The following is a 20,600-nucleotide window of genomic DNA, read 5'->3' as shown; positions in this document are numbered from 1 at the left end:
CGCCCAGAGCAGCTCCGATACCAGTTTCAAGAAGTGCAAAATGCCCATGAATGCGCCGACCAGAGTCAATGCTCTCGTATCCGGGTCTATTTCGAGCAGCACGGACTTGGTCAGCATTAGACAGCCTAACGGGTCCTTCCCAACATAGCCATGGGCACCGGCCTGCTACTCACGGAGCACCCCCTCCTCCTTGGCAGCAGCCTCGAAAGCCTGACGGACCTCTTCCGGAGTCACACGGTCCTGAAAGGCGTCGGCGCACAGTTGCACAGCCTTCCTCCACTTAGGTCCCATCTTGGTCCATTTCATGAGTTCCTCGGCGGCACCCTCGACATTGTTACACCCGTAGGTGACCCCAGGTCGGTCGGTCTTGACGTACACCGGAGGGGAGAACCAATGGGTTGCCACGACAACTCCTACTCAGGGGAGAGATACACGTTGGCCTCCTTAGCGGCAGCCTCAAAGGCCTTTCGTATTATGTGGGGGTCAATCGAATCGCCCTCCAAGGCTGACAGGCAGAGGGTCACCGCCTTATGCCAGCGAGGCCCTCGCCGGGTCCACATCTTGAGCTGCTCAAGGGCTTCCTTCGCATTGTTGCAGCCATGCCTGACACCGGTTTCAGTCTTCACGAACACCGGAGGGACGAACCAGATGGGCGCCATGATACCTCCTACTCAGGGGAGAGATACACGTTGGCCTCCTTGGCAGCCGCCTCAAAGGCTTCACGCACCTCTTGGGGGGAGGATTTGCCCTCGCATGCATCGACGCAGGATTGGACCGCCTTCGTCCACCTCGGGCCCTTTGTGTCCCATGCCAGGAGTTCCTCGGCGGCTCCCTCGACGTGGCTGACCCCATTGCGAATGCCCGGACGTTTCGTCTTCACGTAGACCGGGGGAGCGAACCAGAGGGGACCCATAAGAGGGAACTTAGAGCGGGAAGAGCCCGCCGACCAACCCCGCTTTAGCTGCAGCTAAGGGAACGATGTAGGCCCTCGCGGGTTTAGAGGCGGCAGCGGGATTACTTCGTGGATGTGCAGCCGCTGTGGGGGGGTCCGTCGCCTCTCATCTCCATGCTTGGCGGCGGGCTCCTTTCGCGAAGGCGGTGTTGGTCTGAGACACCTAGAACCTTATACCGCAATCCAATTTAGCTGGTTGTCATTGGGGGGAGTAATGTCCCCTCCTCTTTTGCAGCAGCCAGGAATGCCTTGCGGGCCTCCTCAGCTTCCATCTCGTCGAAAATCACGGCCATGCAAACACGCACCGCGAGGTCCCACCAAGGGCCACGCTTGGTCCACTTCATCAGCTCCTCGCCGGCTGCTTCGGCGTTGTTTACGCTGCGGATGATCCCGGGACGCTCGGTCTTGACCGGGACCGGAGGGTTGAACCAGTGGAGAGCCATGCGGTCACTCTTTGTCGGCCCGATCAAGTTCCTCCAGCAAATACTTTTGCTCAGCCCGGTTCCCGTTCTACAGGCAGAGTGAGCAGGTTGCGAAGGTAATTACGGATTACCTCTGACTATTGAAATGGCGCAGGACGGCGCGCTTCCGTTGCGATGCCACAGCGGCTGAAGTTGGCTGACAGCTACTCGCGACCGTCGATAGCCACGCAGAGGCCCATGGCAGTTGCTGCCTCGACGATCGCCTCGGTTAGTTCTTCGTTGGAGGCCACCAAATAAGGCGCAGTCTCCCGAGCTTCGCGTAGTGCCGCTTTGATCGAGACCGTGTCGCCACGGTCCGCCCTGTTGAGGAGGCGGTTATTCGCGAAGATCGAACCCGACGAACAGGCCAAAGGCTGGGGCAACATTGACGATAAGCTCCACCAGCTCGCAGTCAGTTTCCGCCAGATGTTGCCCGTCTCGGCTCACCGCTGCAATAGTCTCTTTGACGGAGATGATTTGGCCGCGACGGACTTGTAGGATCAGCTCGTGAACAAGGTGTTCGGCAGTCACTTTGTCGGGTCGGCAGTTCGTCCAAACGTTCATACAAGGCCTCCCACCTCAGCGAGAACCCAAGGGAACATTCATGACCCTCTGTCGAGAAAAATCAAGAAGAATGTTTGATAACTTCTGAGTGGGAATCAGGGGGACAAGCCACGAAGCGAGCCTCTATACTCTTTGACCTGACGCTCAGCCAGCCCGCTAAGGGACTTCTTCCGTCGGCCCCTGTTTGGCCCGATCAATAGCCGCAAGTAATGACTGTAGGGTTGGCGGCAGTTCTGGTTCGACATCCAGATTTAAGAACGTTTGTACGTGATGACGATAGCCTTCGGAACGGATCAGTTTCCGAAACGCTCCGGAGACAGACTGATGGTCTGCTTTGTTGCTCGTTGTCATGTTCGGGAAGTCCGTCCCCAATGAGCCGTAACTCGCCCGCAACGAACGGGTTCCATCAGGAGGTCGGAATATTTTGGCTGAAATTTCTGAGCGGGAGATCGGCTAACTCGCTCGCGCGAAGACCCCCGTGCAGAAGATCGTGTCGATCTAGCGTCGGTGTTGCACATAGCGACCGTTGAAATGCTTCTGTCCAATGTTTGCTCACGCTGTGATGCCAACAGGGCAGGCTCTTGCGGCAGGGTGCCGCAAGGTCGCGACGATGAAACGCCGGCCCAGTTCAACCCGCGCGACGTCCTTCAAAGCTGGGGGGATCGATCTTCACCAAGCGGTCTGCGGACTCGACCGCAGTTCGTATCCTGCTGCACAGCGCGAGATTTTCGGCCAGCATTTCTTCAGTGCGTTGAATCGCGAGCTCGGTCCGGTGGATGCGCTGCCTGGCATTGGCAACTTCCGATGTCAAAAGATCGGCCGCCATCCCGTGGCCGTGGGGTTCCATAGTGTCCATCAGTTTCTAATACATGGGGGCCGATATCGTTCCCTGATGTCGGGCGAAACGGCGGGCCGCAGAAAAGCGCGATGGGCCGAATGACCAATGCGCGCCCTGTCAAAACAGCGCCGGCAACAGGCGAACGGCTTCGGCCGCTCTACATCCCACGGGCAGAGGCGATCACGGTCCAGAGGGCCATTGATCTGTTCAGGTACGACTACAACCTAAGCGAAGACACACTCAGGCGGCTGGTGATCAAGCACCGTCTTCACAACCAGACAATGCCCGGTGCTCCGTGGAGAATAAGCGCTCCCGGTTTGGCTATGGCGCTCGCCGGCGATGATGACGCGGTTGCGCGGTTGAGGCGGGACGATCGCGAGCATCCGGACGTAACTCGGTATTTCAAGCGGCTCGGCATCCCGCGACCCTGACCTGTTACCAAAAGTTATGGTCGCGGCGACTGTCTAAAATAGACATTAAGTAGATGTCGCGGCCCGACAGGGCTCCACACAAGAGCGAACCGTTGCTGCCTTGCGCATCGCCCTCTAGGCCGCCGGCGTCGAGTTCATCCCGGAGAACGGCAGCCGCGCCGGCGTGAGGCTCCGCAAACCTTAGGCCGTAGACTCGTTACTGCGCAGCCACACACCTGCTTTTCGCCATCGGACGAAGCGGTTGCAACAGGTGGTGCGCGGGCCATAGCGCTGAGGCAGGTCGCGCCATGGAGCACCGGAGCGCAGCACCCAGAAGATGCCGTTCAGCACGCGCCGATCATCAACACGTGGCACACCTCTTGGCTTGTTGGGTAGACGCTTTATTCCATTGCTGACCATTGTCCAAAAGCGCTGTTAACCAAATTTTCTCACCCGCCAATGCTTATTCGCGCGACTGAAGGGGTGAGGTGATCGATGTGTGATTCAAACATAAGCGCGTTTCCGCTGCATCGGCGGCGGAAGTTGGTCGAAGGGATCGCCCGGGTCCTGGAATCCAAGAACGGGAAGGACGCGAACGCCTTCTGGCGCAACACCGCCAAGGCAATTCTCGTTCAACTGTCCGAATCAGGAATTGCACCCGGCGTCGCCGAACAGGAAGTTGGAACGCTTCTTCATGCTGTCTTGGCCGACATCGCCACCCGCAGTGCTGCGAAACTTGCACAATAGCATCGGCTCACGATGAAGGATTGCCGCATAGAGACGCCCCGGGGCTCCACAAGCGTAGCACCACTGCATCCGTCAAACGCAGGTTTCTCACTGCGGATGAAAAGATAGGCGCGTTCGTCGAAATCATGCGCGCGAATGTGCTCTCGGGCGAGATACGGCTCCGCCTCGCCATCGACCAAATCGAGGTAGGCGATGCGGAAACCCGCATTCACGAAAGGCCGACGGACCTTTTCCACGAGCTGAACCCGCAAAACCAATGAGCCGCCGTTGAGTTCCACACTGCCATTTATGCGACTTTCTAAGCAGATAACGCGAACATCGAGCCCGAAAGCACCGTCTTTGCTCTCTGCCCCATAAGTCATTCGCGCCGAAGGATCGCGATCAGTATTGCGGCACTGTCGGGCCATGTGTGGAAGGTCGGCGTTCGGCTCAGCAGCAAGAAGCCGCCATTCGTCTGACGACCCTATCGGAGTCATCACCCATTTGCGATTCCCGAAACCAGACTTTCGATGCCAGAACATGAGCGGCCACATCGCGGAGGAAGTCGATTAATGGGCTAGGCGCGGCGGGTACCGTTGACCCTACGATTATTCTGATTTAGAACAGATAGAGAACATCACTGATAGGACTTGATGCGCCAATTGGGTGGAGAGCCAATGATGGTTTGTGCTTGATCATTGTTAGCGTGGTTTTTCCAGCAACAAGGTTCTGCCAATTGACGAATCGTAGCACCGAGCCGATACCGGAGCGAAGATAGGGGCGACGGACATTGGCTGACCTAAATTGGGAAAAGTTACTCAATGCGCAACGGCGCAAGGATAAGGCCAAGGGCAAGGCCGCCGAGCGCTCCGCCAAAACCGCCGAACACCGGACCGAGCTGGAGCGCGATCATGACCGCATTCTGTTCTCGACACCTGTTCGACGTATGCAGGACAAAACGCAGGTTTTTCCACTGGACCCCCATGACAGCGTGCGGACGCGCCTGACCCATAGCCATGAAGTAGCTAACATGGCACGCAGCTTCGGTACCGCGCTGGTCCACGTCTATCCCGACAAGTTGAATTTGCCCGAAGCCGTAAATGCCGGGCGTAACGTCCCTGCCCTGCTAGAAGCGATCGGGCTGGCCCACGACCTGGGCAATCCGCCCTTTGGTCACCAAGGTGAGGATGCGATCCAATCTTGGATGAAGTCCAAGGGACCAGAGATCTTTGAAGGTCTGGATGGTGCCGCATTGCGCGAAGATTTCCTTCGTTTCGAAGGAAACGCTCAAGCATTCAGGCTGCTGACCCGGCTGCAAATCGTCAACGATGACTTCGGACTCAACATGAGCTACGCGTTCCTCGCAGCTCTAATGAAATACCCCAGTCCTTCAGATAAGGTGAACAAGTCGGTGCTGGCTCGCAAGAAGTTCAACTTCTTCCAGTCAGAAGCCAACATCGCTAAGGAAGTCTGGGCTGAAACCGGGCTTGCTGAAGGTATTCGGCACCCGCTTACCTTCGTCATGGAAGCCTGTGACGACATCGCCTACTCCGTCGTCGATGTTGAAGATGCCGCGAAGAAGGGGCTCGTCAATTTCGACCGTCTCGTCGGCTACCTGATGCACAAGGCAGAGGAGGACGAGTCCGTTCTCAAGGTAGTCGAGAAGGCCAAGGAGCAGCACCAAGAATTCCGTGAGAAATCCCTGTCGGCGGCAGAGCTTGACGACATCACAATGCAGATGTTTCGGGTCAACGCGATTGGTGTGATGATCGTCGCGGCGACAGATGCGTTCGTGACAAACCTGGACGCCATTATGGCCGGCACGTTCGACAAGGAACTGATGGCAGTGTCCAAAGCGGCACGCCTATGGCGTTTGCTCAAGGAATTCGCCGGCAAGCACATCTACCCGCACCGCCAGGTGCTTGAGGTTGAACTGACGGGCCATCAGACGATTCACGGACTCATGGACATCTTCTGGGCAGCCATCACCAACCGGAAAGATCCGCTGGATATCGCCTCGAAGCGAACATCGCCCCTTCACAGCTATGTCTATTCCCGAATTTCGGAGAATTACCGCCGCGTCGCTGAGGCTTCGGACAACCGCATGCCTATCCGCTATCGTGAACTGCAACTGATGACGGACATGGTGTCGGGCATGACGGACGGCTTCGCGATCTCGCTGCTGAAAGACCTGCGGGCACGGGGCGCGGCATGACCACATCCCAGCATATGCTGGACCACGGTCTCAGCTCGGACATTGCCGATTTCATCCGAGGGCCGCAAGGGCACGATATCGGCGATCTTATCGACCATCTGAGTCCGGTCGGGGATTGTGCGATCTTCGGCGGCCTGCCACGCGATTTCGCCCGCGACGGCCGCAATTCCTTCAGGTCGGATGTCGATGTCGTGGTTGACGCCGTCCCTGGAGCATTGGAGGCGCTGCTCGGGCAATTGGGCGGTGAGCGTAACCGGTTTGGCGGGTATCGCTTGAAGTACGGCCGCTTCGACTTTGACGTCTGGGCCTTGCAGACGACGTGGGCGGCCAGCAATGACTACGTCGCGGTCCACTCGCTGACTGACCTAGTCAAAACCACGTTCTTCGATTGTGATGCAGTCCTGTTCCACTGCCGCACGCTGGAGATCACCCGGTCCGAGCGGTTCTGGGCGAGCATCGAGCATGGCATCGTCGATATCAATCTCGAGGCCAACCCCCACTACATCGGCACGCTCGCGCGCACCTTGCGCATCCTGTTCGATTGGCGGCAGCAGCTCACACCGCGGCTTGCCAACTATCTGGCAGAGGGTATCGCGCGTAGCCGCAACGAGATTCTGGACTACGCCACGCGTAATGCCGCCGGTCTTGGCCTAGCGTCTGGAACGGACCTCGATGCGGCGATTTCGGCGCTCTACGAGCACGGTGTCGGAAAGACCCTCCTCGAGTGCAAGTCGGTATCGACCGCGCGTCTACCGACCCCGGGCGTTGGCGGGCCACCCCGAGGGTCCGCTTTGCAGGCGAGGACGGCCGGCTTGCGAGATTCCAGATACTAACCCTTGAAATTGGTTTTGAAAGAAGTCGAACCACAACCCTGCAGTCACAGCCTCAGCTTTGGGCCGAAGAGCTTGAAGATTCGGCGTTTTCTCGGCGATGGTCGAAGACGATCTCTTACTTCACTTCGCGATGCCCAACCGTCTGTCTGAGACCGCAAAGAGAGCAAACGGAAGCTGGGAAGCGATCAGGCCGGTGCTCGGCGCAGTGCCGCTGGCAAGCTCCGGCACTCGACAATCTGGTCACCAAGAAGGTCGGCAATCCAACCATGGTGTCGCTCCGGGATTGCCATCCGTGCATCCTTCAGGCCGCTTATCACGGCCTTTGCGAGACGTTCGTTTCCGAGCGCTAAAAGGACGCGATCAAGTCGCAAAAGGTCCACCGTGGCGAGCAGCTGGAGAGTTGGAAAGCGATGAGTGGCGATGCTAATTGCTTTGCGTTCATCAATGATTGCCAATCCCTGAGACGATACAGCGAGGGCCAATGTCGCCGCCTCACCATCATCCAGAGTCGTCTCCGCGGCGCCACTGACCAGGCTTTCAAATATCGCCCCGCTCTTTTCGTCAAACTCAGCAAACTGCAGCAATTCATCCTGTACCAGCTGTTGAGCGAGGTCGGCGTCATTGCGCCCGCTAACCCGATCATGGATGAGCTCATCTCTCACGACGGTACTTGCACTCAGCGTGACATTCAGTGACCGAATGATCTCATGCGCAGCGCCAGTGGCATTGAGATTAATAATGACGCTGGTGTCAGCAACTAGTTTCGGTGGAAGATCACCGTAGAATTGAGGTCGCCGCATTGGCCCCACTTTCCTCGGCATCAATATCACTTAGCAAAACGCGCACCTGGATCCGGTCGATATGAAGGAGCCTTGCAATTTGCCCCTCACTAAGGAGCCCCCGCTTTGCCGCCTCATATGCCATCAGGCCCATCTTCAGCGACACTGGTCTGGCCGCGTCGTCTTTCAGGCTATCACTCCTCGAAACGTCACCTAACACTTGCTGCGCTTGCTCATCCGTAATGTTTCCGTTCTGAACGAACCAATCCCAAGTTCCTCTTTTCGTAAGCTGGAGCTCTTCAAGGCGCCGGACAAGCGCTTCGCGCGAAACATGGAAATAGTGGGCAAGAACGATCACGTGCCGGCGAGTGAGGCTCGTAGCACCCGCCGTAACTTCAGCAAATTTCTGCCGAACAGCCTGCGCCGGCGTCAAGAAGCTCCTTGCGAAGGCATTGGCATATTTTTCCTCGCGCGAACTCTCCAGTTCATCGATCTCATAGACCTCTGCGTCTCCGCGCGTAGCTACTAAATGACCAAGCTCATGCGCGGCCGTTTGAGTGCGCCGATCGATTGGATGGTTCGCATTTAAAAGTATGCAGGCACCCACCTTTTCATCATAGGCGAACAAGCCTGAGATTTTCGCCGCTAGGCGTCGAGCGTGAACACGGACACCCATCTGCAGCTCGAGCAGAGTGACTATATCTGCGATCGGCGCAAGCCCAAGACCGAGCCAATGGCGAAGTTCCAAAGCGTGTTGTTCTGCCTGTTGGCGAACGTCGCCAACAAGGATGCGTCTTTCAGGCGGCAGGTTGCGCGCATATTCGACACCGAGCAGAGCCTCAAGCTCAACCTCAGCCCTTACGAGTTGCGCCAAAAGGTCGGCGGCTTTCGCAACCGATGGCTCTTCGTTTTCGGTCAGCTTCCTAAATCTCGGCGTTAGCTCGACGTGGACCGCTTCCTTGCGGAGCAACGCGTTGGTGTTCGTGTCTAGGAACCCTGCCAGCCTCTGCAACTCCCCAATCTTTGCGCGCCGCGTACCCTTTTCCATCGCAACTAAGGTAGTGCGTGCCACACCGATTGCCTCGGCAGCCTCCGCCTGGGTTTTGCCCGCACTTTCACGCGCGATGCGAATTCTCTCGCCTACTTCCACTAGTGAGAGCTGATTATTGGCCTCACTCATCGCTGTCAGGCCAGCCACTGAGCGACAAACGATTTGGGTCCGAGATCTTTCATAAATGCCTTCCATTCAAGTTCATGCCGTTCAAGCAGGCCCAAGAGCTCGCCTTCCGCATCCGCATGCGACATGTCCAATACTTCGGACAATTGCCACGCGTGACGGCTCATGCGTTTCCGATGGGCGGGTGAAGAGCCCAAATCAGCCAAATGATCAAGGTGCAGTGCGCCGGCGATGGCATACTGTTCCATCGCCCCTGTTATTTTGTTGAAATCCCTGGCAGCTCCCCGAGCAAACTTGGGAACTGACAAGTCCTCCCAGATGTAATTCTCTTTCGGCTCGTCAACACCGGCCGCATGAAAGCTGAGCCTGCGAAGCATACAGGCAGCGCAGATGCCGCAGTGGCGCCACTTGTGATCTACGGAGGAATTACGGTTTTGCTGCCAGCACGATCGCGTCTCGATCCACTCTTTCGGCTCGATGGGAAGAGCCGCGAACTCGCGAAGCGTCTCGCCCTTCGTTTTCCACAAGTGCGGAAGCCGATAGGCGACATCGTAGTCAAAAAGCGCAGCGAACAAACGCTCCATCTTGGTGAGAAAGCGTGGGTGGTTTCTGTAGTCCTCGTAGCCATGACTGGTTTGTACCAGCGAAGGCCCGAGCGCGCCCTGACCGCTTTCCGGCATGACTATGTCATGAGTTCCGAGCAGATAGGCTGCGATCGCGCTCAAAAGAGTGAATTTGAAGCCGCGGCTCCGAGCGGAGGACTCGTTGAAGCCGTCCGGTCCAGGTTTGACCCTGAAGGGAATGTTCAGGAATGGAAGCTTTCGAGCGTCGCGACGGGGGCGATCATCTTTTTTCGAGCCCACCCTGATACGGATCAACCGATCCGGGCGCCCTCCTGCCGAAAGCAAAGCGCTCACCGCCCGCGAATCCAAACCATCGCTGAACGGCGTCACTATGCGCGTGGCATCACCAAATTCCAAACGGCTCTGCTGACCGACCTCTTCCTCGGGCGCCCGCTGGCGCTGGTAGAAAGAGAGGCTCCACTCATCGCCAGTTAGAAATTTCAAAACGGAAACGAGCGCCGCGATGACCTCGGGTTCTTGCCAGCGAGCCAAATCATGGACAGGGACAGCTAACTCGAACTTCCGCATCCAGCCCCATGCCGAGCGCTTGCACGTCTTGTCGCAATATTCAACTGCAGCGCTCAGGACCAAGGTGTCGAAGATACGAGTGTCCCAATTCTTCGTACGGTAGTCGTCCAAATCCTTCATGTTGAAAATGATGGATTTGCCAATCTCGACCGGTTGCCAACTTTCCTTGGTTTTCCCGCCGGCCTCAATAACGGCAACCTTGAGTGCGGGGCATTCCCCATGAAGAACCTTCATAGGGAAACCCCATCGTCAAGACCGTTGCGCGCCGCGGGAGTTCTCGTGATGGCGACCGTGCTGTCACCGAAAAGCGAACGAGCGATACGGGTGAACGAGCCGTTCTCGTTCATTCTAGCGCTGACTTCGCCCATGCGATTGCGGATGGTGCGGCTTGCACCTGGCCCGCGCTCGACGAGGTAGTGCTCCTCAGTAGTTCGCGCGTTCGCATGCAGACGCTCGCTCAAGGCCGTGACAATCCCGTCCTGGACCGCATCACGTCCTTGCAAGCCTTGCTGGACGGCCATTTGGGTGCACTCGATCGCGTTTGCGGCCAGTGGATGCACCGCCGGATCATCGCGCAGCTCTTGCAGCTGCCGCTGCAATTCATCCGGCCGCGTGCTGAAAAGATCGCCACCGTCAACAATGTCAATCAGCTGCCTGATCACACCGCGCACTTCCATATTGGCGTCCTGAACCAGCGCGGATTCGGTCGCTTCGCAGACCTCGGAGATAGAAAATGCCGGCTTGTACGCCCATTCAGCGACACGCCGATATTTAGGACGCAATGGCAGGCTTTTATGCGGACCGTCACTCATTGGAATCTCCCCAATGTCAGATATGTTGATATTTTTTTCTGACATTGTCAATGCGGCGACGTGCGTTTAATCAGGATGACCGCTAGAGGTGGATTTCTCACGACACCCGCGCCACACATCACAGGGGTAAGCTGGCAGTCTCTCTGGAGGCTCGCCATCACCGATCCGATCGCCCGCAACGAAAAGCAACTCGGCGCTATCGTGTGCCGCGCCCGCAAGCAGACCAGCCTCACACAGGGCGCGCTGGGCAGCAAAAGTCATCTGCGCCAGGGCGCCGCATCCCGGCTCGAAGCCGCGGAGCCCGCGCTCCAGCTGCGCACGCTGATGGCGCACTTTGCGTTCTTGGCCTTGAACTCGGCGCGCGGCCGCGCAGCTAGGGCAGTGAAAGCGACATCGAGGACCTTTTCTGATGTCTCGGCCCCCGCCATAAACAAGATAGCGCTCATCCCATCATTTCGCGAATTCCGAGCGACGTCGTTGCGACAGCCAAAGACAAGTCGCCTCCATACGATCTGGACAATTCGGACGATCCGGACTATGTATGTGTGACAGAAATGGAGGCCGCCATGGTCGCAACAGTTCGAAAATCTGGAACAGGCGTGCACGTTAATGTGAGCAGCGCGGCCGTCGCCGACATTCTTGAAGTGTTGGCACGGCACAACCCAGGAATCTCCCGATCGGCACTAAAGGGCAAGAGCAAAATGGTAGCTGCGGTCACTGCGGCAGCTGTCCGGCTTTCGGAGGAGAACCAGCGTCAGATTCTGGTCCATGAAAAGGATCTTGCCCAGGCAATGGAGACGGTGGTCGCGGATCTCGCTGGTCGAGGCGACAGCAGGCTGATCAAGCTCGACGTCGAAAGGCCTGTTGAGGTCAGTCACGGCGCGGGACTCGGCGACGTAGTAGATCTCGAGGAAGGTCGGCGACGGGTCGCGGAATATGCAACAGCGGTTCGCCTCGAAGACTGGGCCGGGCCGGTTGCAGGGCCGAGCGATATTGAGAAGGCCTTTGGAACAAGAAGATCCACACTCCATGATTGGCAAAAACGGGGAGCCGTCATCGGCTTGCTGAAGGGTGAACGAAAGCATGTCTTTCCCTTGGCACAGTTTGTGGACGGCCGGCCGGTCAAGGGGATGTCTGAAGTCACCAGGATCATCCGTAATTTTCGCGCGGCCTGGCAATGGCTGATTCAGCCGAAGCCCAGCATCGGGGGCGCTCCCCTCGACCTCCTCAAGGCTGGACAGGTAAGCGAGGTTGTTGCGGCCGCCGAACGTGACTTCAGCTGATCGTGAAGCTTGATCCCAAGACAGTCGCAGACCTCGCTCTCGGATTTCAGCCGCGTTCATACCTCCGCGTGATGCGCGCCGCGCATATGGCGACGCCGCTGGGGACGGGATTTGGACACACACGCTTCTCAAGTCCGGATAAGACGTTTCAACTCGTCTACATCGCGCGCGACCTTGCAACCGCAATTGCCGAGACCATCGTCCGGGACAGGTTCGAGGGGAGGATGAAGCGTGTCCTTGATCAAAGCGAGATCGAAGAGTGGGCTGTGGCGGAGATAACTGCGACTTCTCCCCTCGTGGTGCTCGACCTGCGGACCACGGGTCTCCTCAGGTTGGGGGTCAGCACCGACGCCGCTCGAGCCAAGAAGCACCGAGCGGGGCGACAACTCAGCGCAGCGGTTCATGGCGCCTTTGCGATCGACGGCCTGCTTTATGCATCCCGTCTCACATCCGCCGAGTGCGTGGCCGTTTACGATAGAGCCATTGAGGGAAAGCTGGACGCGACGCCAGCAATAAATCTAGTGCAGCACCCAGATCTGATAGGAGCCCTGCAGTCTATTGGTGTCTCCCTTCGGGGAGGTGCCTGACCATGGCCGGGAACGTTACGTCGGTGAATTTCTCGGGACGTTTCAAGAAGCTGAACGGAACCGTCGCACTGACCGCGACACGTGCGGACATTATCCGGTCATTGCTGACCGTGGGGGATCCGAGCCGAAAGGCGGCCGTGCGCGTCGTGGGTAGGTGGAGGCGACTGGCTATCTCGACAATGCGCTAAACACGACGCTTTACTTCCGCAAATCTCGAGCAGTCGGAGAAGGTCGGTGTTTCCTTCCTGCTCGGCGAGGCATTCACCCACTGGTACGCGCAGGACAGGATGAAGATTGAATATCTCGTCCATGTGGGTGGGCTGTCGAATTGCTCGTGGACTTCACCGGCCACTCCGCTTGCCCCGAAGACGGGCGCGTCCCCGCCAGCCGCAAAGAGTCGTCCCGATTTCATCGGCATACGCCGCACGGAGAGTCATGTCTTCGAAAGCAAGGGCCGGATTCGGCGGCCGGCGGTAAGTGCTGTGAGCAAGGCGCTCAGGCAAGTGTCCGCCCTTCATTCGGTCAATGGCGAGGCGCCAAAGACCCGGTGTGCAAAGTTTCTTCATGCTCAGGAGCGCCGGCACCGAGGGGTTCGTGTCCGACCCTCCCGGTGATGGAAAAGGCGGCGCTGTCAACTTCGACGTGCTGATGCGCTCGCCAAGGCATACTCCTTCTTCCTGGACGAACCTACGACGGATCTGCCGGCAGAAGTTGTTGACGGATATGTTGGTCGCGAAATTGAAGACGGTGTCTACTTCGGCCTTGACCAGAAAGTCTTTGCTGCCATCCTGGAACGCCCCGACAGTGAGCAAGAACGACGCCGTCGGACAGCTGAGATATTCGAAATTATAGCTGGCAGGTCGCAATCATATGAGGGTCGGAAAGAGCGGAACGTTTCGCCTGGTCCGGACGGAACCATACTCATCGACCGTCGATCACACCCCCGCAGCAGACAGCGGATAATTGCAAAATAGCGATTGCAAGGCTGGGCCCGAGTCGCCTTAATTGCATGGAGAACGGTCAACGATGCCATCTTACCCTGTCGGAATTGGTTGTTACTCTCCTGGCCGGACAATTTGATGAACGCGCTTTCTGGACAGTTCGATCTGTTCGACCTTGATCCCGGCTATAGGGAAACACCGCGACGCGTTGTTCCGGCTCGGCCTGCCCGGAAACAGCCTAATGTTGCACCGGAGACTGAGGATGGTCTGGTGCAGCTCCTAGAAGACACCGGGCGATTCAAGGTTTTGCGAAGGCTGGTGCCCCGTCCGATCATCGATCGCGCCAGCAGCAGATTTCCGAGGCTTGCTGTCCTGGTCGATGTCGAGACGACCGGTCTCAATCATGCCCGCGACGAGGTGATTGAAATCGGCGCGGTTGCTTTCACCTATGACGATGCAGGGATGATCGGTCACGTCGTCGGGGTATTCAGCGCACTACGTCAGCCGTCGGGTCCGATACCGGTAGAGATCACGCGCCTCACCGGTATCACCGACGAGATGGTAGCTGGACAGACGGTGGATCTCGGCGCACTCGACGCACTTATTGAGCCTTCCGATCTCATCATTGCTCACAATGCCGGTTTCGACAGGCCGTTTTGCGAGCGTCTATCGCCATCGTTCATCCCGAAACCATGGGCCTGCTCGGTGACGGAAATCCGCTGGGCGGATCACGGGTTTGAGGGCAACAAACTTGGTTATCTCGTCGGGCAATCAGGCCTGTTCCATGACGGACATCGCGCGACCGATGATTGCCATGCCCTCCTCGAAATTCTTGCAAGACCGATCGCCGGCAGCGACGCAACGCCATTCGCCGAGCTCTACGCTGCAAGCCAACGACTCCGCGTCCGCGTGTGGGCTGAGAACAGCCCCTTCGAGATGAAGGATCATCTGAAGGCGCGTGGATATCGATGGTCGGATGGCAGCGACGGTCGACCAAAGGCCTGGTGGGCCGAAATCGCTGAGGAGAATCTCGACGACGAACTTCGGTTTCTGCGCGGGGACATCTATCGTTGGCCCGAAGCGGAGCCGCTCATGCAACGGCTTTCAGCAGCGGATCGCTTCAAAGCAGCGTAGTTTGCAGGTGCTGACCTCCCGGTCGTTACAAATCATCTTTGCTTTAATTTGAACGGTGGGCCACTACTGCGGCATATTCTTGGTGCTCGCATATGGGGGAAGAAGGGGGATGGCTGACGAGGATGTGGCGCCGCGGCGCCAATTCCAGATTGTCCGCAACGGCGATTCGACACCGGCCAACATAGATTGGTCCCAAGGAGTCGAGACAGTTCAAAAAGGCATCGCCGATGCCCTGAACGCGCGCAACGTGGCGTTCCTGTTGGGCGCTGGCTGCTCCTCGTTGCGTGTCGACGGAGAGGAGCGAGGCATCTCAACCATGCAGCCCCTCGCTGAGATATTTTGCAACACTACCACCCAAGCGTTGGCAGCCGCACGGCAGGCTGCGGAAGACGAGGATCTATTGGGCGAAGGCAGCGCCGACGTTCCCCCTGTAGAGCCGCCTGACTGGCTTCTAACCAAAGAAGAAGTAGCCATTCTCCAAGAGGCGGGCGTCGAACTCGAAGATGAGTACGCGCGCAACCTTGAGCGCCTGATGGAGGTATTGCACAGTCTTCGTTTCGTCTCCCAACGCAGTGCGAAATCATCCCATTGGGCGCGAGCCAAAGAGCTGACGGAGGTAATCAACAAGGTCCAGGCATTCCTCTGGGGCGGTGCACTGACGGTGCTTTCGCGAAGGGGGATACAGCTGTCCGCGACCTCTATGAGAAGTTCTACCGAAAATTAGTGTTGGGCGACCGAAGCCTACCCCGGCCATGGGTGTTCACCACGAATTATGATCTGTTCAATGAAACTGCGATGGACCGCCTCGGCATTCCTTATGCCAATGGTTTCTCCGGCATCATAGAGCGGCGTTTCAATCCCTCCACATTTCGCTACGCCTTGGCTGAGCAGCTCGATCTTTCAAACCGCAAATGGTCGGCAGTCGATGCGTTTGTCTACCTGTGCAAGTTACACGGATCGATCAGCTGGACCGAAGACGATCACGGCCTGTTCCCAATCCGTGAGAAGTGGCCGGCCGACGGCAGCGCCAAGATGATGATCTTTCCCACGCCGGCAAAGCAGAACTCGAGTCTAGGGTCACCGTATGCCGACCTCTTTCGCGAATTCCAGTCGCGCATCGTCCGCGAGCAAAGCGTGCTTGTGACTTCGGGCTACGGGTTCGGGGATGAGCACCTGAACAACATCATTTACCAGGCGCTGACCATACCGACCTTTCGGTTGATTATCTTTGCGTCACCGGACGCACCCGGAGAGATTGCCAAACTGCGCGCCCTTGGTGATCCGCGGATCTGGATAATCGGTGGCGATGGTCCCGAGCCGGGTACAAGGGCACATTATTTCGACACGATGGTCGATCGGTTCATGCCTCAGCGGCCAAGCGAGCGTATCGACGACGCCGTTCGCAAAGTGATGAAGGAATTGGCTCCGGACAAGGACGATACCGAATGAGTCACGACGATCGCAAACGCGCCGTCGGCAAGGTCACATCAGTGGCAGCAGACAGGTTTGTGGTCGAGATGCACGCGGGAACCGACAACTTCACGGTCGTGGGCTTTGACGACGTGCATTACGTCGCACGTTTGGGCTCGTTCCTGATGATACCGACTCACGCGGAATATGTTGTCGCTGAAGTTGTGGGGCTGCGCGAACGTGATGTTGCTGCATCCTCGAGAGGCGACCTCGACAGGGCCGGATCGGCGAAATTCCTCGACGTGGTGCCCGTAGGTATGCTGCCTGCTTCAGGGGACGGAAAGTTCCGGTTCGGTGTGTCGGTTTTCCCTTCGCTCTATGCCGACGCATTGTATGCTCTCGATAGCGAACTCGACAGGATATTTGAGACGAAAACCGAGGCTGAGGCCGGTATCGGGCCTGACGGGCAAAACTGTGTGCCGGCGAACGCCACCCGCTTTCGTGTTTTAAGCATCGGTCAGTCCGTCGTGTTCGAGGACTATGCGGTGAAGGTCCGCCTCGACGATTTCTTCGGTGGCCACGTTGCAGTGCTTGGCAACACGGGAAGCGGAAAGTCGTGCACAGTCGCTTCGATTCTACAGGAGCTTTTTGAAAAACCGGACGAACATCATGCCCGAGGTGCCACGTTTGTGGTGTTCGACGTCAACGGCGAGTATCGGCAGGCGCTCGAACCACTGGCAAAGTCGGGCGGTATTGGGGTCGACCGAGTTATACTCGATGGAACAGCAACTGGTTTCCGCTTGCCCCATTGGTTTCTGGACCTCTCAGAATGGGAACTTCTGCTCCAGGCGAGCGAACGCACGCAGGTCCCCATACTGCGTATGGCGCTTGGCCTTTCAACGATGTTCTCAGAAGCTGGTGCGGACGATCTCGGCGGCGTGAAGAACCACATCCTCGCCAAGTGCATCACGCAGATCATGCGCGACGATTCCAGCAGCCCGTCCAAGCATGACCGGATAGTTGGCATCCTCCAGCGATTCAACACTGGTAAAATCAATCTGCAATCCATCCAACCTTTTATTACAATTAGCTACGGTCAGCTGGCTGATGCCCAAGGTTTGGACGATTTTCTCGTCGGCGAGAATGCCTTTGTTATCGACGAGTTGAAGCTGCCGGATTACGAAAACATCCCTTTCGATTCCGCTCACTAGGAGAGGCAATGGATCTCGCCATCCTTTACGAGGAGGCACACGGCAACCGCCAGATTCGTGACTACTGCTCGCAGATGGTCACCCGCCTCAAATCACTTGAGGAGCGTCGGGAGTATGAATTTCTGCGCCACTCACTGCCAGTCGGGGGGCAAGCCGGTGAAGGTCAGAATGAATTCCTCGCCCGAATCCTCGGGCTGACCGCGAAGGGCAGTGGCCTGACTAAGACCAATCAGATCGTGATCGTTGATATGAACGCCGTATCGGATGACGTCGTCGAGCTTTTTTGCTCGGTTCTGGCACGCATGACGTTTAGGCTGCTGCGGCAAGCCGATCCGCGCAACCGCTTCCCAGTTCACTTGCTGCTTGAAGAGGCTCATCGCTATATTGCCTCCACACCCTCCCGTTATGCGTTGGACGCAGCGAAGGTTTTTGAACGGATAGCCAAGGAGGGTCGGAAGTACGGTATGTTCCTGATGGTAGCATCACAGAGGCCAAGCGAGCTTTCAAAAACCGTGTTGTCTCAGTGCTCCAACTTTGTCGTTCACCGCATTCAGAACCCAGACGACCTGTCGCAAATCCGTCAGATGACTCCATTTATCTCCGACGCCGTTCTCAAACGATTGCCATCCCTCCCCAAGCAGCACGCGTTGGTGTTCGGAACATCCGTGAATTTGCCGACGACGTTCCGCGTCAGGGACGCATCTCCCCGGCCATCCAGCGACGACACCAAAATAGTTGATCTCTGGTTCCATGAGGAAGGTCGCCCAGCGAACATCCGACTCGCCCTGCTGGTACCCGATCCGGATGACATATTCTCAAATCTAGTGTGACACTAGCCGCAAATACTGAGGAGCTCTATGTCTTTGGCCAGCCTTTCATTTTCAAGAAGATCATCCCATCGAATGCGCCGAGTTTTGCCGCGGCTTCGGTAGCGTAGCGCTTTCGAGACTCCACGGATCGGCCGGATGAGCGCTCCAAGATCCGGCCGCCCCAACTGTCCGATCCTTTTCGGTATATCGAAATGTTCAGCCCGTCGGTATTCAGATAGCTGTTGCCAGCGTGCGAGACGCGCCACTTACGCTGGAGCCAATTGCGTCGGCGTTGTGCAGCACTGTGGAGCGCACGTTCGCGCATTCGCGGCGCCTCGTAGTCCTGCTCCATCTTCTCCGCACAGACACACCCCACGCCGAGCATTTCGGCATGGTCAGGATGAGTCATGTAATGGACGTATCTGATCTCTTGGGTTTCGCACATTTCGCAGATCTCAGACGGTTCATCGAGATCCTCCACATTGACGCAGGTCCAGCCCTTATGCGGAATTCCCGATCGCGACCATTTCCCAGTCATCGATCCCCTCCCCCTCCCGACGAACCTATTCCTCTATCTCGACGCCGACGTCCTGCTGGCTGCCGGGAAAGTCGGGCACAATGTCGCCCGCCAATAGCTTCTCCTTCGACAGCAGCCCGGCATCTTCAAGCGCCTCGAAATCCGGCAGGTCGCGCAGCGTGTCGAGACCGAACTCCAGCAGGAATTCTTTGGTGGTGACGTAGGTGTAGGGCGCGCCGGGCGTCGGGCTGCGCGGACCGGACGCAATCAGCTTCGCGCCGCGCAGATGACCGATGAGATCGCGGCTGATCTCCTTGCCGAAGAAGGAAGAAAGCTCGGCGCGGGTGATCGGCTGGAAGTACGCCACACACATCAGCACCAGCACTTCAGATTGTGTCAGATCCACGGCTCGCTCGTTTCCGCCGACCGCGGCACGGATGGCATCGGCATAGGCCGGCCGCGTCAGATGCTTCCAGCCGCCGGCGACGGCGACGAGGTCATAGGGCCGACCGCGCAGTTCTTCGCGGATGTCGTCGATGAGGAGATCAATGCTGCAGCTTTTGCCGACGATGCGGGCGAGCGTTTCGCGGTTGACCGGCTCGCTGGCCGCAAAAATCGTTGCCTCGACGCGATGCATCCATTCTCGCCAGCGCGCCTCCGGCGGCAGGTGATCCAGCTCCCGGTCAAACAGCTGGTCAGCCGATCGACGGTTATCTGACGGGCTCCCCCCTCGCCTGCGCACTGCCTCCACCATGGTCGTCAGAGCCCGTACATGCGGAACGCGGTGCGGCCGGACATCTCGCGGACGGCGCCGAACTCGACCAGCCGGTCGAACAGGCGGCGCAGCCCACGGTCGCTCATGCCTGCGATCTTTTCGGATCCCACGATCGCATCGTCGGACAGGAGCTTGTCGACAACAGCGTCCGCTGCTTTGGCTCTAAGCTTCGGCGTGACGGCAAGCAGCCGGTCCGCGCGTCGCCCGAGTTCGGCGTGAAGATCAATTGCGCGCAACGCAGCGCGTGCCTGCGCGGCAAGCAGGCCTTTCGCACGCTCGGGATGTGTCTCAATGCTTGTCGCGACAGAGCCAGCTGCCGATCGACGCGGGCGGGCGCTTGTGCCCAAGGCCGCATCGGCGCCCAGCAGCGGCACCGCATGCGCCCAACCCAGCCGTTGCGCCAGCAGGGCATCGGCGAGCCAGGCTCCGAGGACGCGGCCGAAGCCGTGTCGTTCGGCGGCCATGAAGGCACCGTTCAGGATCCCGACCACATCGGTGCCGGCGCCGAGTTGCCGTAGCGCCGTCGACAGATCGCTAACGGCCTCGTCGTCACGGGCGTGACCGAGATCTTCCAGCACCGCAGCGAGGTTTTTCGCCGTCAGCAATTCCTCAGCCGGCCGGGTCGCCAGCCGACGCCAGGCGAGGAGCAAAAGACCGGCGGGCCCGACATTGTCGCCCGGCCGCGTGAGCAGCACGGCATCGCGCAGCGAGCTTTCATCCTCGACGCGGCCGGCCTGCTTCGCAGTTGCCGCTGCCGCCGAAAGCGCCAGCCGCTGCCGCCAGGCGCCGGCCCATCGCTCCTGCCGGCGGACCACCGCATCGAGCGCGCCGATGGTGGCGCCGGCGGCGAGCGCGACGTTCCTCAACGCCTTTTCCCGCAAGGCTTTGCGCATCGGGAACCGCCCGACGTAGCCAGGCCGGCACCGTTGCCATCGGCGCGATCGAAGGGGCACCGGCAGGCGTGGCGTCGTGGCGCGGAGAGGGTTTAGGACGCAGAATCATCGACAGCACGATG

General features: G+C 58.3%; 24 protein-coding genes and 2 pseudogenes. 10 read left to right on the top strand and 16 right to left on the bottom strand.

What is annotated here, in order from left to right; genetic code table 11:
* Positions 1–165: 165 nt before the first annotated feature.
* The 7 genes and pseudogenes from NKH50_RS25610 to NKH50_RS25580 all read right to left on the bottom strand — a co-directional run.
* The gene (locus NKH50_RS25610; protein ID WP_352625651.1) at positions 166–405 is read right to left on the bottom strand and encodes a DUF982 domain-containing protein; all 240 of its coding nucleotides are present in this window, start codon (positions 403–405) and stop codon (positions 166–168) included.
* An 8-nt stretch (positions 406–413) separates the two neighbouring features.
* Positions 414–659: a DUF982 domain-containing protein gene (locus NKH50_RS25605; RefSeq protein WP_352473718.1), complete on the bottom strand. Its 246-nt coding sequence runs from the start codon at positions 657–659 to the stop codon at positions 414–416.
* Between the two features lie 8 nt (positions 660–667).
* Entirely contained in the window at positions 668–913 is a 246-nt protein-coding gene (locus NKH50_RS25600) for a DUF982 domain-containing protein (protein ID WP_352881744.1), read from the bottom strand.
* A gap of 227 nt (positions 914–1,140) precedes the next feature.
* Positions 1,141–1,395 carry a DUF982 domain-containing protein gene (locus NKH50_RS25595; RefSeq protein WP_352492321.1) on the bottom strand — a complete coding sequence of 85 codons (255 nt, stop codon included), beginning with the start codon at positions 1,393–1,395 and terminating at the stop codon, positions 1,141–1,143.
* Between the two features lie 354 nt (positions 1,396–1,749).
* A complete protein-coding gene (locus NKH50_RS25590; protein WP_352881742.1) occupies positions 1,750–1,977 on the bottom strand; it encodes a hypothetical protein in 228 nt (75 codons plus the stop codon).
* Positions 1,978–2,605: 628 nt separating this feature from the next.
* Entirely contained in the window at positions 2,606–2,803 is a 198-nt protein-coding gene (locus NKH50_RS25585) for a hypothetical protein (protein ID WP_352881740.1), read from the bottom strand.
* 644 nt (positions 2,804–3,447) lie between these two features.
* Positions 3,448–3,645, bottom strand: a pseudogene (locus NKH50_RS25580) (transposase); the annotation flags it as partial.
* Positions 3,646–3,720: 75 nt separating this feature from the next.
* On the opposite strand from NKH50_RS25580, the gene NKH50_RS25575 reads away from it, so the two are divergent.
* The gene (locus NKH50_RS25575) at positions 3,721–3,972 is read left to right on the top strand and encodes a DUF6074 family protein (RefSeq protein WP_352541505.1); all 252 of its coding nucleotides are present in this window, start codon (positions 3,721–3,723) and stop codon (positions 3,970–3,972) included.
* Here the strand turns inward: NKH50_RS25575 and NKH50_RS25570 are convergent.
* Positions 3,918–4,505 (bottom strand): hypothetical protein, encoded by a 588-nt coding sequence (locus tag NKH50_RS25570; RefSeq protein ID WP_352881737.1) that lies wholly within the window; start codon positions 4,503–4,505, stop codon positions 3,918–3,920. The genes NKH50_RS25575 and NKH50_RS25570 overlap by 55 nt on opposite strands.
* A 236-nt stretch (positions 4,506–4,741) precedes the next feature.
* Here NKH50_RS25570 and dgt point away from each other — a divergent pair, with 236 nt between their 5' ends.
* Positions 4,742–6,166 carry a dGTP triphosphohydrolase gene (gene dgt, locus NKH50_RS25565; RefSeq protein WP_352624851.1) on the top strand — a complete coding sequence of 475 codons (1,425 nt, stop codon included), beginning with the start codon at positions 4,742–4,744 and terminating at the stop codon, positions 6,164–6,166.
* Positions 6,163–6,999: a hypothetical protein gene (locus NKH50_RS25560; RefSeq protein WP_352881736.1), complete on the top strand. Its 837-nt coding sequence runs from the start codon at positions 6,163–6,165 to the stop codon at positions 6,997–6,999. Before dgt ends, NKH50_RS25560 begins: the two co-directional genes overlap by 4 nt.
* Before the next feature lie 185 nt (positions 7,000–7,184).
* Here NKH50_RS25560 and NKH50_RS25555 read toward each other — a convergent pair whose 3' ends face one another.
* From NKH50_RS25555 to NKH50_RS25540, 4 genes are read right to left on the bottom strand one after another with little or no spacing between them, the layout of a single operon-like run.
* On the bottom strand, positions 7,185–7,799 hold the full coding sequence (locus NKH50_RS25555; RefSeq protein ID WP_352881735.1) for a PIN domain-containing protein: 615 nt from the start codon (positions 7,797–7,799) through the stop codon (positions 7,185–7,187).
* Positions 7,774–8,958: a helix-turn-helix domain-containing protein gene (locus NKH50_RS25550; RefSeq protein ID WP_352624856.1), complete on the bottom strand. Its 1,185-nt coding sequence runs from the start codon at positions 8,956–8,958 to the stop codon at positions 7,774–7,776. The genes NKH50_RS25555 and NKH50_RS25550 overlap by 26 nt, the downstream gene beginning before the upstream one ends.
* 5 nt (positions 8,959–8,963) lie before the next feature.
* Entirely contained in the window at positions 8,964–10,340 is a 1,377-nt protein-coding gene (locus tag NKH50_RS25545; protein WP_352624858.1) for a 7-cyano-7-deazaguanine synthase, read from the bottom strand.
* Complete coding sequence (locus NKH50_RS25540) at positions 10,337–10,918, bottom strand: hypothetical protein (RefSeq protein WP_352624859.1); 582 nt, start codon at positions 10,916–10,918, stop codon at positions 10,337–10,339. Before NKH50_RS25540 ends, NKH50_RS25545 begins: the two co-directional genes overlap by 4 nt.
* Before the next feature lie 566 nt (positions 10,919–11,484).
* On the opposite strand from NKH50_RS25540, the gene NKH50_RS25535 reads away from it, so the two are divergent.
* Together NKH50_RS25535 and NKH50_RS25530 are read left to right on the top strand one after the other, a co-directional pair.
* Positions 11,485–12,201 carry an antitoxin Xre/MbcA/ParS-like domain-containing protein gene (locus tag NKH50_RS25535; protein WP_352881732.1) on the top strand — a complete coding sequence of 239 codons (717 nt, stop codon included), beginning with the start codon at positions 11,485–11,487 and terminating at the stop codon, positions 12,199–12,201.
* Between the two features lie 2 nt (positions 12,202–12,203).
* On the top strand, positions 12,204–12,788 hold the full coding sequence (locus NKH50_RS25530; RefSeq protein ID WP_352752471.1) for an RES family NAD+ phosphorylase: 585 nt from the start codon (positions 12,204–12,206) through the stop codon (positions 12,786–12,788).
* 341 nt (positions 12,789–13,129) lie between these two features.
* Here NKH50_RS25530 and NKH50_RS25525 read toward each other — a convergent pair whose 3' ends face one another.
* The gene (locus tag NKH50_RS25525; RefSeq protein WP_352881730.1) at positions 13,130–13,654 is read right to left on the bottom strand and encodes a hypothetical protein; all 525 of its coding nucleotides are present in this window, start codon (positions 13,652–13,654) and stop codon (positions 13,130–13,132) included.
* Between the two features lie 213 nt (positions 13,655–13,867).
* Here NKH50_RS25525 and NKH50_RS25520 point away from each other — a divergent pair, with 213 nt between their 5' ends.
* The 5 genes from NKH50_RS25520 (at position 13,868) to NKH50_RS25500 (ending at position 18,314) form a co-directional block, all read left to right on the top strand.
* Positions 13,868–14,863 (top strand): 3'-5' exonuclease, encoded by a 996-nt coding sequence (locus NKH50_RS25520; protein ID WP_352624865.1) that lies wholly within the window; start codon positions 13,868–13,870, stop codon positions 14,861–14,863.
* Between the two features lie 109 nt (positions 14,864–14,972).
* Positions 14,973–15,587 carry a hypothetical protein gene (locus NKH50_RS25515; RefSeq protein ID WP_352881728.1) on the top strand — a complete coding sequence of 205 codons (615 nt, stop codon included), beginning with the start codon at positions 14,973–14,975 and terminating at the stop codon, positions 15,585–15,587.
* Complete coding sequence (locus tag NKH50_RS25510; protein WP_502906917.1) at positions 15,587–16,312, top strand: SIR2 family protein; 726 nt, start codon at positions 15,587–15,589, stop codon at positions 16,310–16,312. The genes NKH50_RS25515 and NKH50_RS25510 overlap by 1 nt, the downstream gene beginning before the upstream one ends.
* Complete coding sequence (locus NKH50_RS25505; protein ID WP_352881723.1) at positions 16,309–17,484, top strand: helicase HerA domain-containing protein; 1,176 nt, start codon at positions 16,309–16,311, stop codon at positions 17,482–17,484. The genes NKH50_RS25510 and NKH50_RS25505 overlap by 4 nt, the downstream gene beginning before the upstream one ends.
* Positions 17,485–17,492: 8 nt before the next feature.
* On the top strand, positions 17,493–18,314 hold the full coding sequence (locus NKH50_RS25500; RefSeq protein WP_352881720.1) for an ATP-binding protein: 822 nt from the start codon (positions 17,493–17,495) through the stop codon (positions 18,312–18,314).
* A gap of 25 nt (positions 18,315–18,339) precedes the next feature.
* Here the strand turns inward: NKH50_RS25500 and NKH50_RS25495 are convergent, their stop codons facing one another.
* From NKH50_RS25495 to NKH50_RS25485, 3 genes and pseudogenes are all read right to left on the bottom strand, one after another.
* Complete coding sequence (locus NKH50_RS25495) at positions 18,340–18,831, bottom strand: hypothetical protein (RefSeq protein WP_352881718.1); 492 nt, start codon at positions 18,829–18,831, stop codon at positions 18,340–18,342.
* Positions 18,832–18,856: 25 nt separating this feature from the next.
* On the bottom strand, positions 18,857–19,564 hold the full coding sequence (gene scpB / locus NKH50_RS25490) for an SMC-Scp complex subunit ScpB (protein WP_352752473.1): 708 nt from the start codon (positions 19,562–19,564) through the stop codon (positions 18,857–18,859).
* Positions 19,565–19,569: 5 nt separating this feature from the next.
* A pseudogene (locus tag NKH50_RS25485) lies at positions 19,570–20,587 on the bottom strand (DUF1403 family protein).
* Positions 20,588–20,600 lie beyond the last annotated feature (13 nt).

It is taken from the genome of Mesorhizobium sp. M1027, from assembly GCF_040318745.1.
In the GTDB taxonomy this organism is placed as follows: domain Bacteria; phylum Pseudomonadota; class Alphaproteobacteria; order Rhizobiales; family Rhizobiaceae; genus Mesorhizobium.
Note: the sequence above shows the minus strand (reverse complement) of the source record. Positions and strands in the feature narration are given on the sequence as shown.

Bases quoted from the DNA above. Each gene is read 5' to 3' on its own strand.
- NKH50_RS25500 (WP_352881720.1), top strand. From the start codon at position 17,493: ATGGATCTCGCCATCCTTTACGAGGAGGCACACGGCAACCGCCAGATT.
- NKH50_RS25555 (WP_352881735.1), bottom strand. From the start codon at position 7,799: ATGCGGCGACCTCAATTCTACGGTGATCTTCCACCGAAACTAGTTGCT.
- NKH50_RS25605 (WP_352473718.1), bottom strand. From the start codon at position 659: ATGGCGCCCATCTGGTTCGTCCCTCCGGTGTTCGTGAAGACTGAAACC.
- NKH50_RS25585 (WP_352881740.1), bottom strand. From the start codon at position 2,803: ATGGCGGCCGATCTTTTGACATCGGAAGTTGCCAATGCCAGGCAGCGC.
- NKH50_RS25540 (WP_352624859.1), bottom strand. From the start codon at position 10,918: ATGAGTGACGGTCCGCATAAAAGCCTGCCATTGCGTCCTAAATATCGG.
- NKH50_RS25570 (WP_352881737.1), bottom strand. From the start codon at position 4,505: ATGTGGCCGCTCATGTTCTGGCATCGAAAGTCTGGTTTCGGGAATCGC.
- scpB (WP_352752473.1), bottom strand. From the start codon at position 19,564: ATGGTGGAGGCAGTGCGCAGGCGAGGGGGGAGCCCGTCAGATAACCGT.
- NKH50_RS25545 (WP_352624858.1), bottom strand. From the start codon at position 10,340: ATGAAGGTTCTTCATGGGGAATGCCCCGCACTCAAGGTTGCCGTTATT.
- NKH50_RS25595 (WP_352492321.1), bottom strand. From the start codon at position 1,395: ATGGCTCTCCACTGGTTCAACCCTCCGGTCCCGGTCAAGACCGAGCGT.
- NKH50_RS25575 (WP_352541505.1), top strand. From the start codon at position 3,721: ATGTGTGATTCAAACATAAGCGCGTTTCCGCTGCATCGGCGGCGGAAG.
- NKH50_RS25560 (WP_352881736.1), top strand. From the start codon at position 6,163: ATGACCACATCCCAGCATATGCTGGACCACGGTCTCAGCTCGGACATT.
- NKH50_RS25600 (WP_352881744.1), bottom strand. From the start codon at position 913: ATGGGTCCCCTCTGGTTCGCTCCCCCGGTCTACGTGAAGACGAAACGT.
- NKH50_RS25505 (WP_352881723.1), top strand. From the start codon at position 16,309: ATGAGTCACGACGATCGCAAACGCGCCGTCGGCAAGGTCACATCAGTG.
- NKH50_RS25590 (WP_352881742.1), bottom strand. From the start codon at position 1,977: ATGAACGTTTGGACGAACTGCCGACCCGACAAAGTGACTGCCGAACAC.
- NKH50_RS25495 (WP_352881718.1), bottom strand. From the start codon at position 18,831: ATGACTGGGAAATGGTCGCGATCGGGAATTCCGCATAAGGGCTGGACC.
- NKH50_RS25550 (WP_352624856.1), bottom strand. From the start codon at position 8,958: ATGAGTGAGGCCAATAATCAGCTCTCACTAGTGGAAGTAGGCGAGAGA.
- NKH50_RS25520 (WP_352624865.1), top strand. From the start codon at position 13,868: ATGAACGCGCTTTCTGGACAGTTCGATCTGTTCGACCTTGATCCCGGC.
- NKH50_RS25515 (WP_352881728.1), top strand. From the start codon at position 14,973: ATGGCTGACGAGGATGTGGCGCCGCGGCGCCAATTCCAGATTGTCCGC.
- NKH50_RS25535 (WP_352881732.1), top strand. From the start codon at position 11,485: ATGGTCGCAACAGTTCGAAAATCTGGAACAGGCGTGCACGTTAATGTG.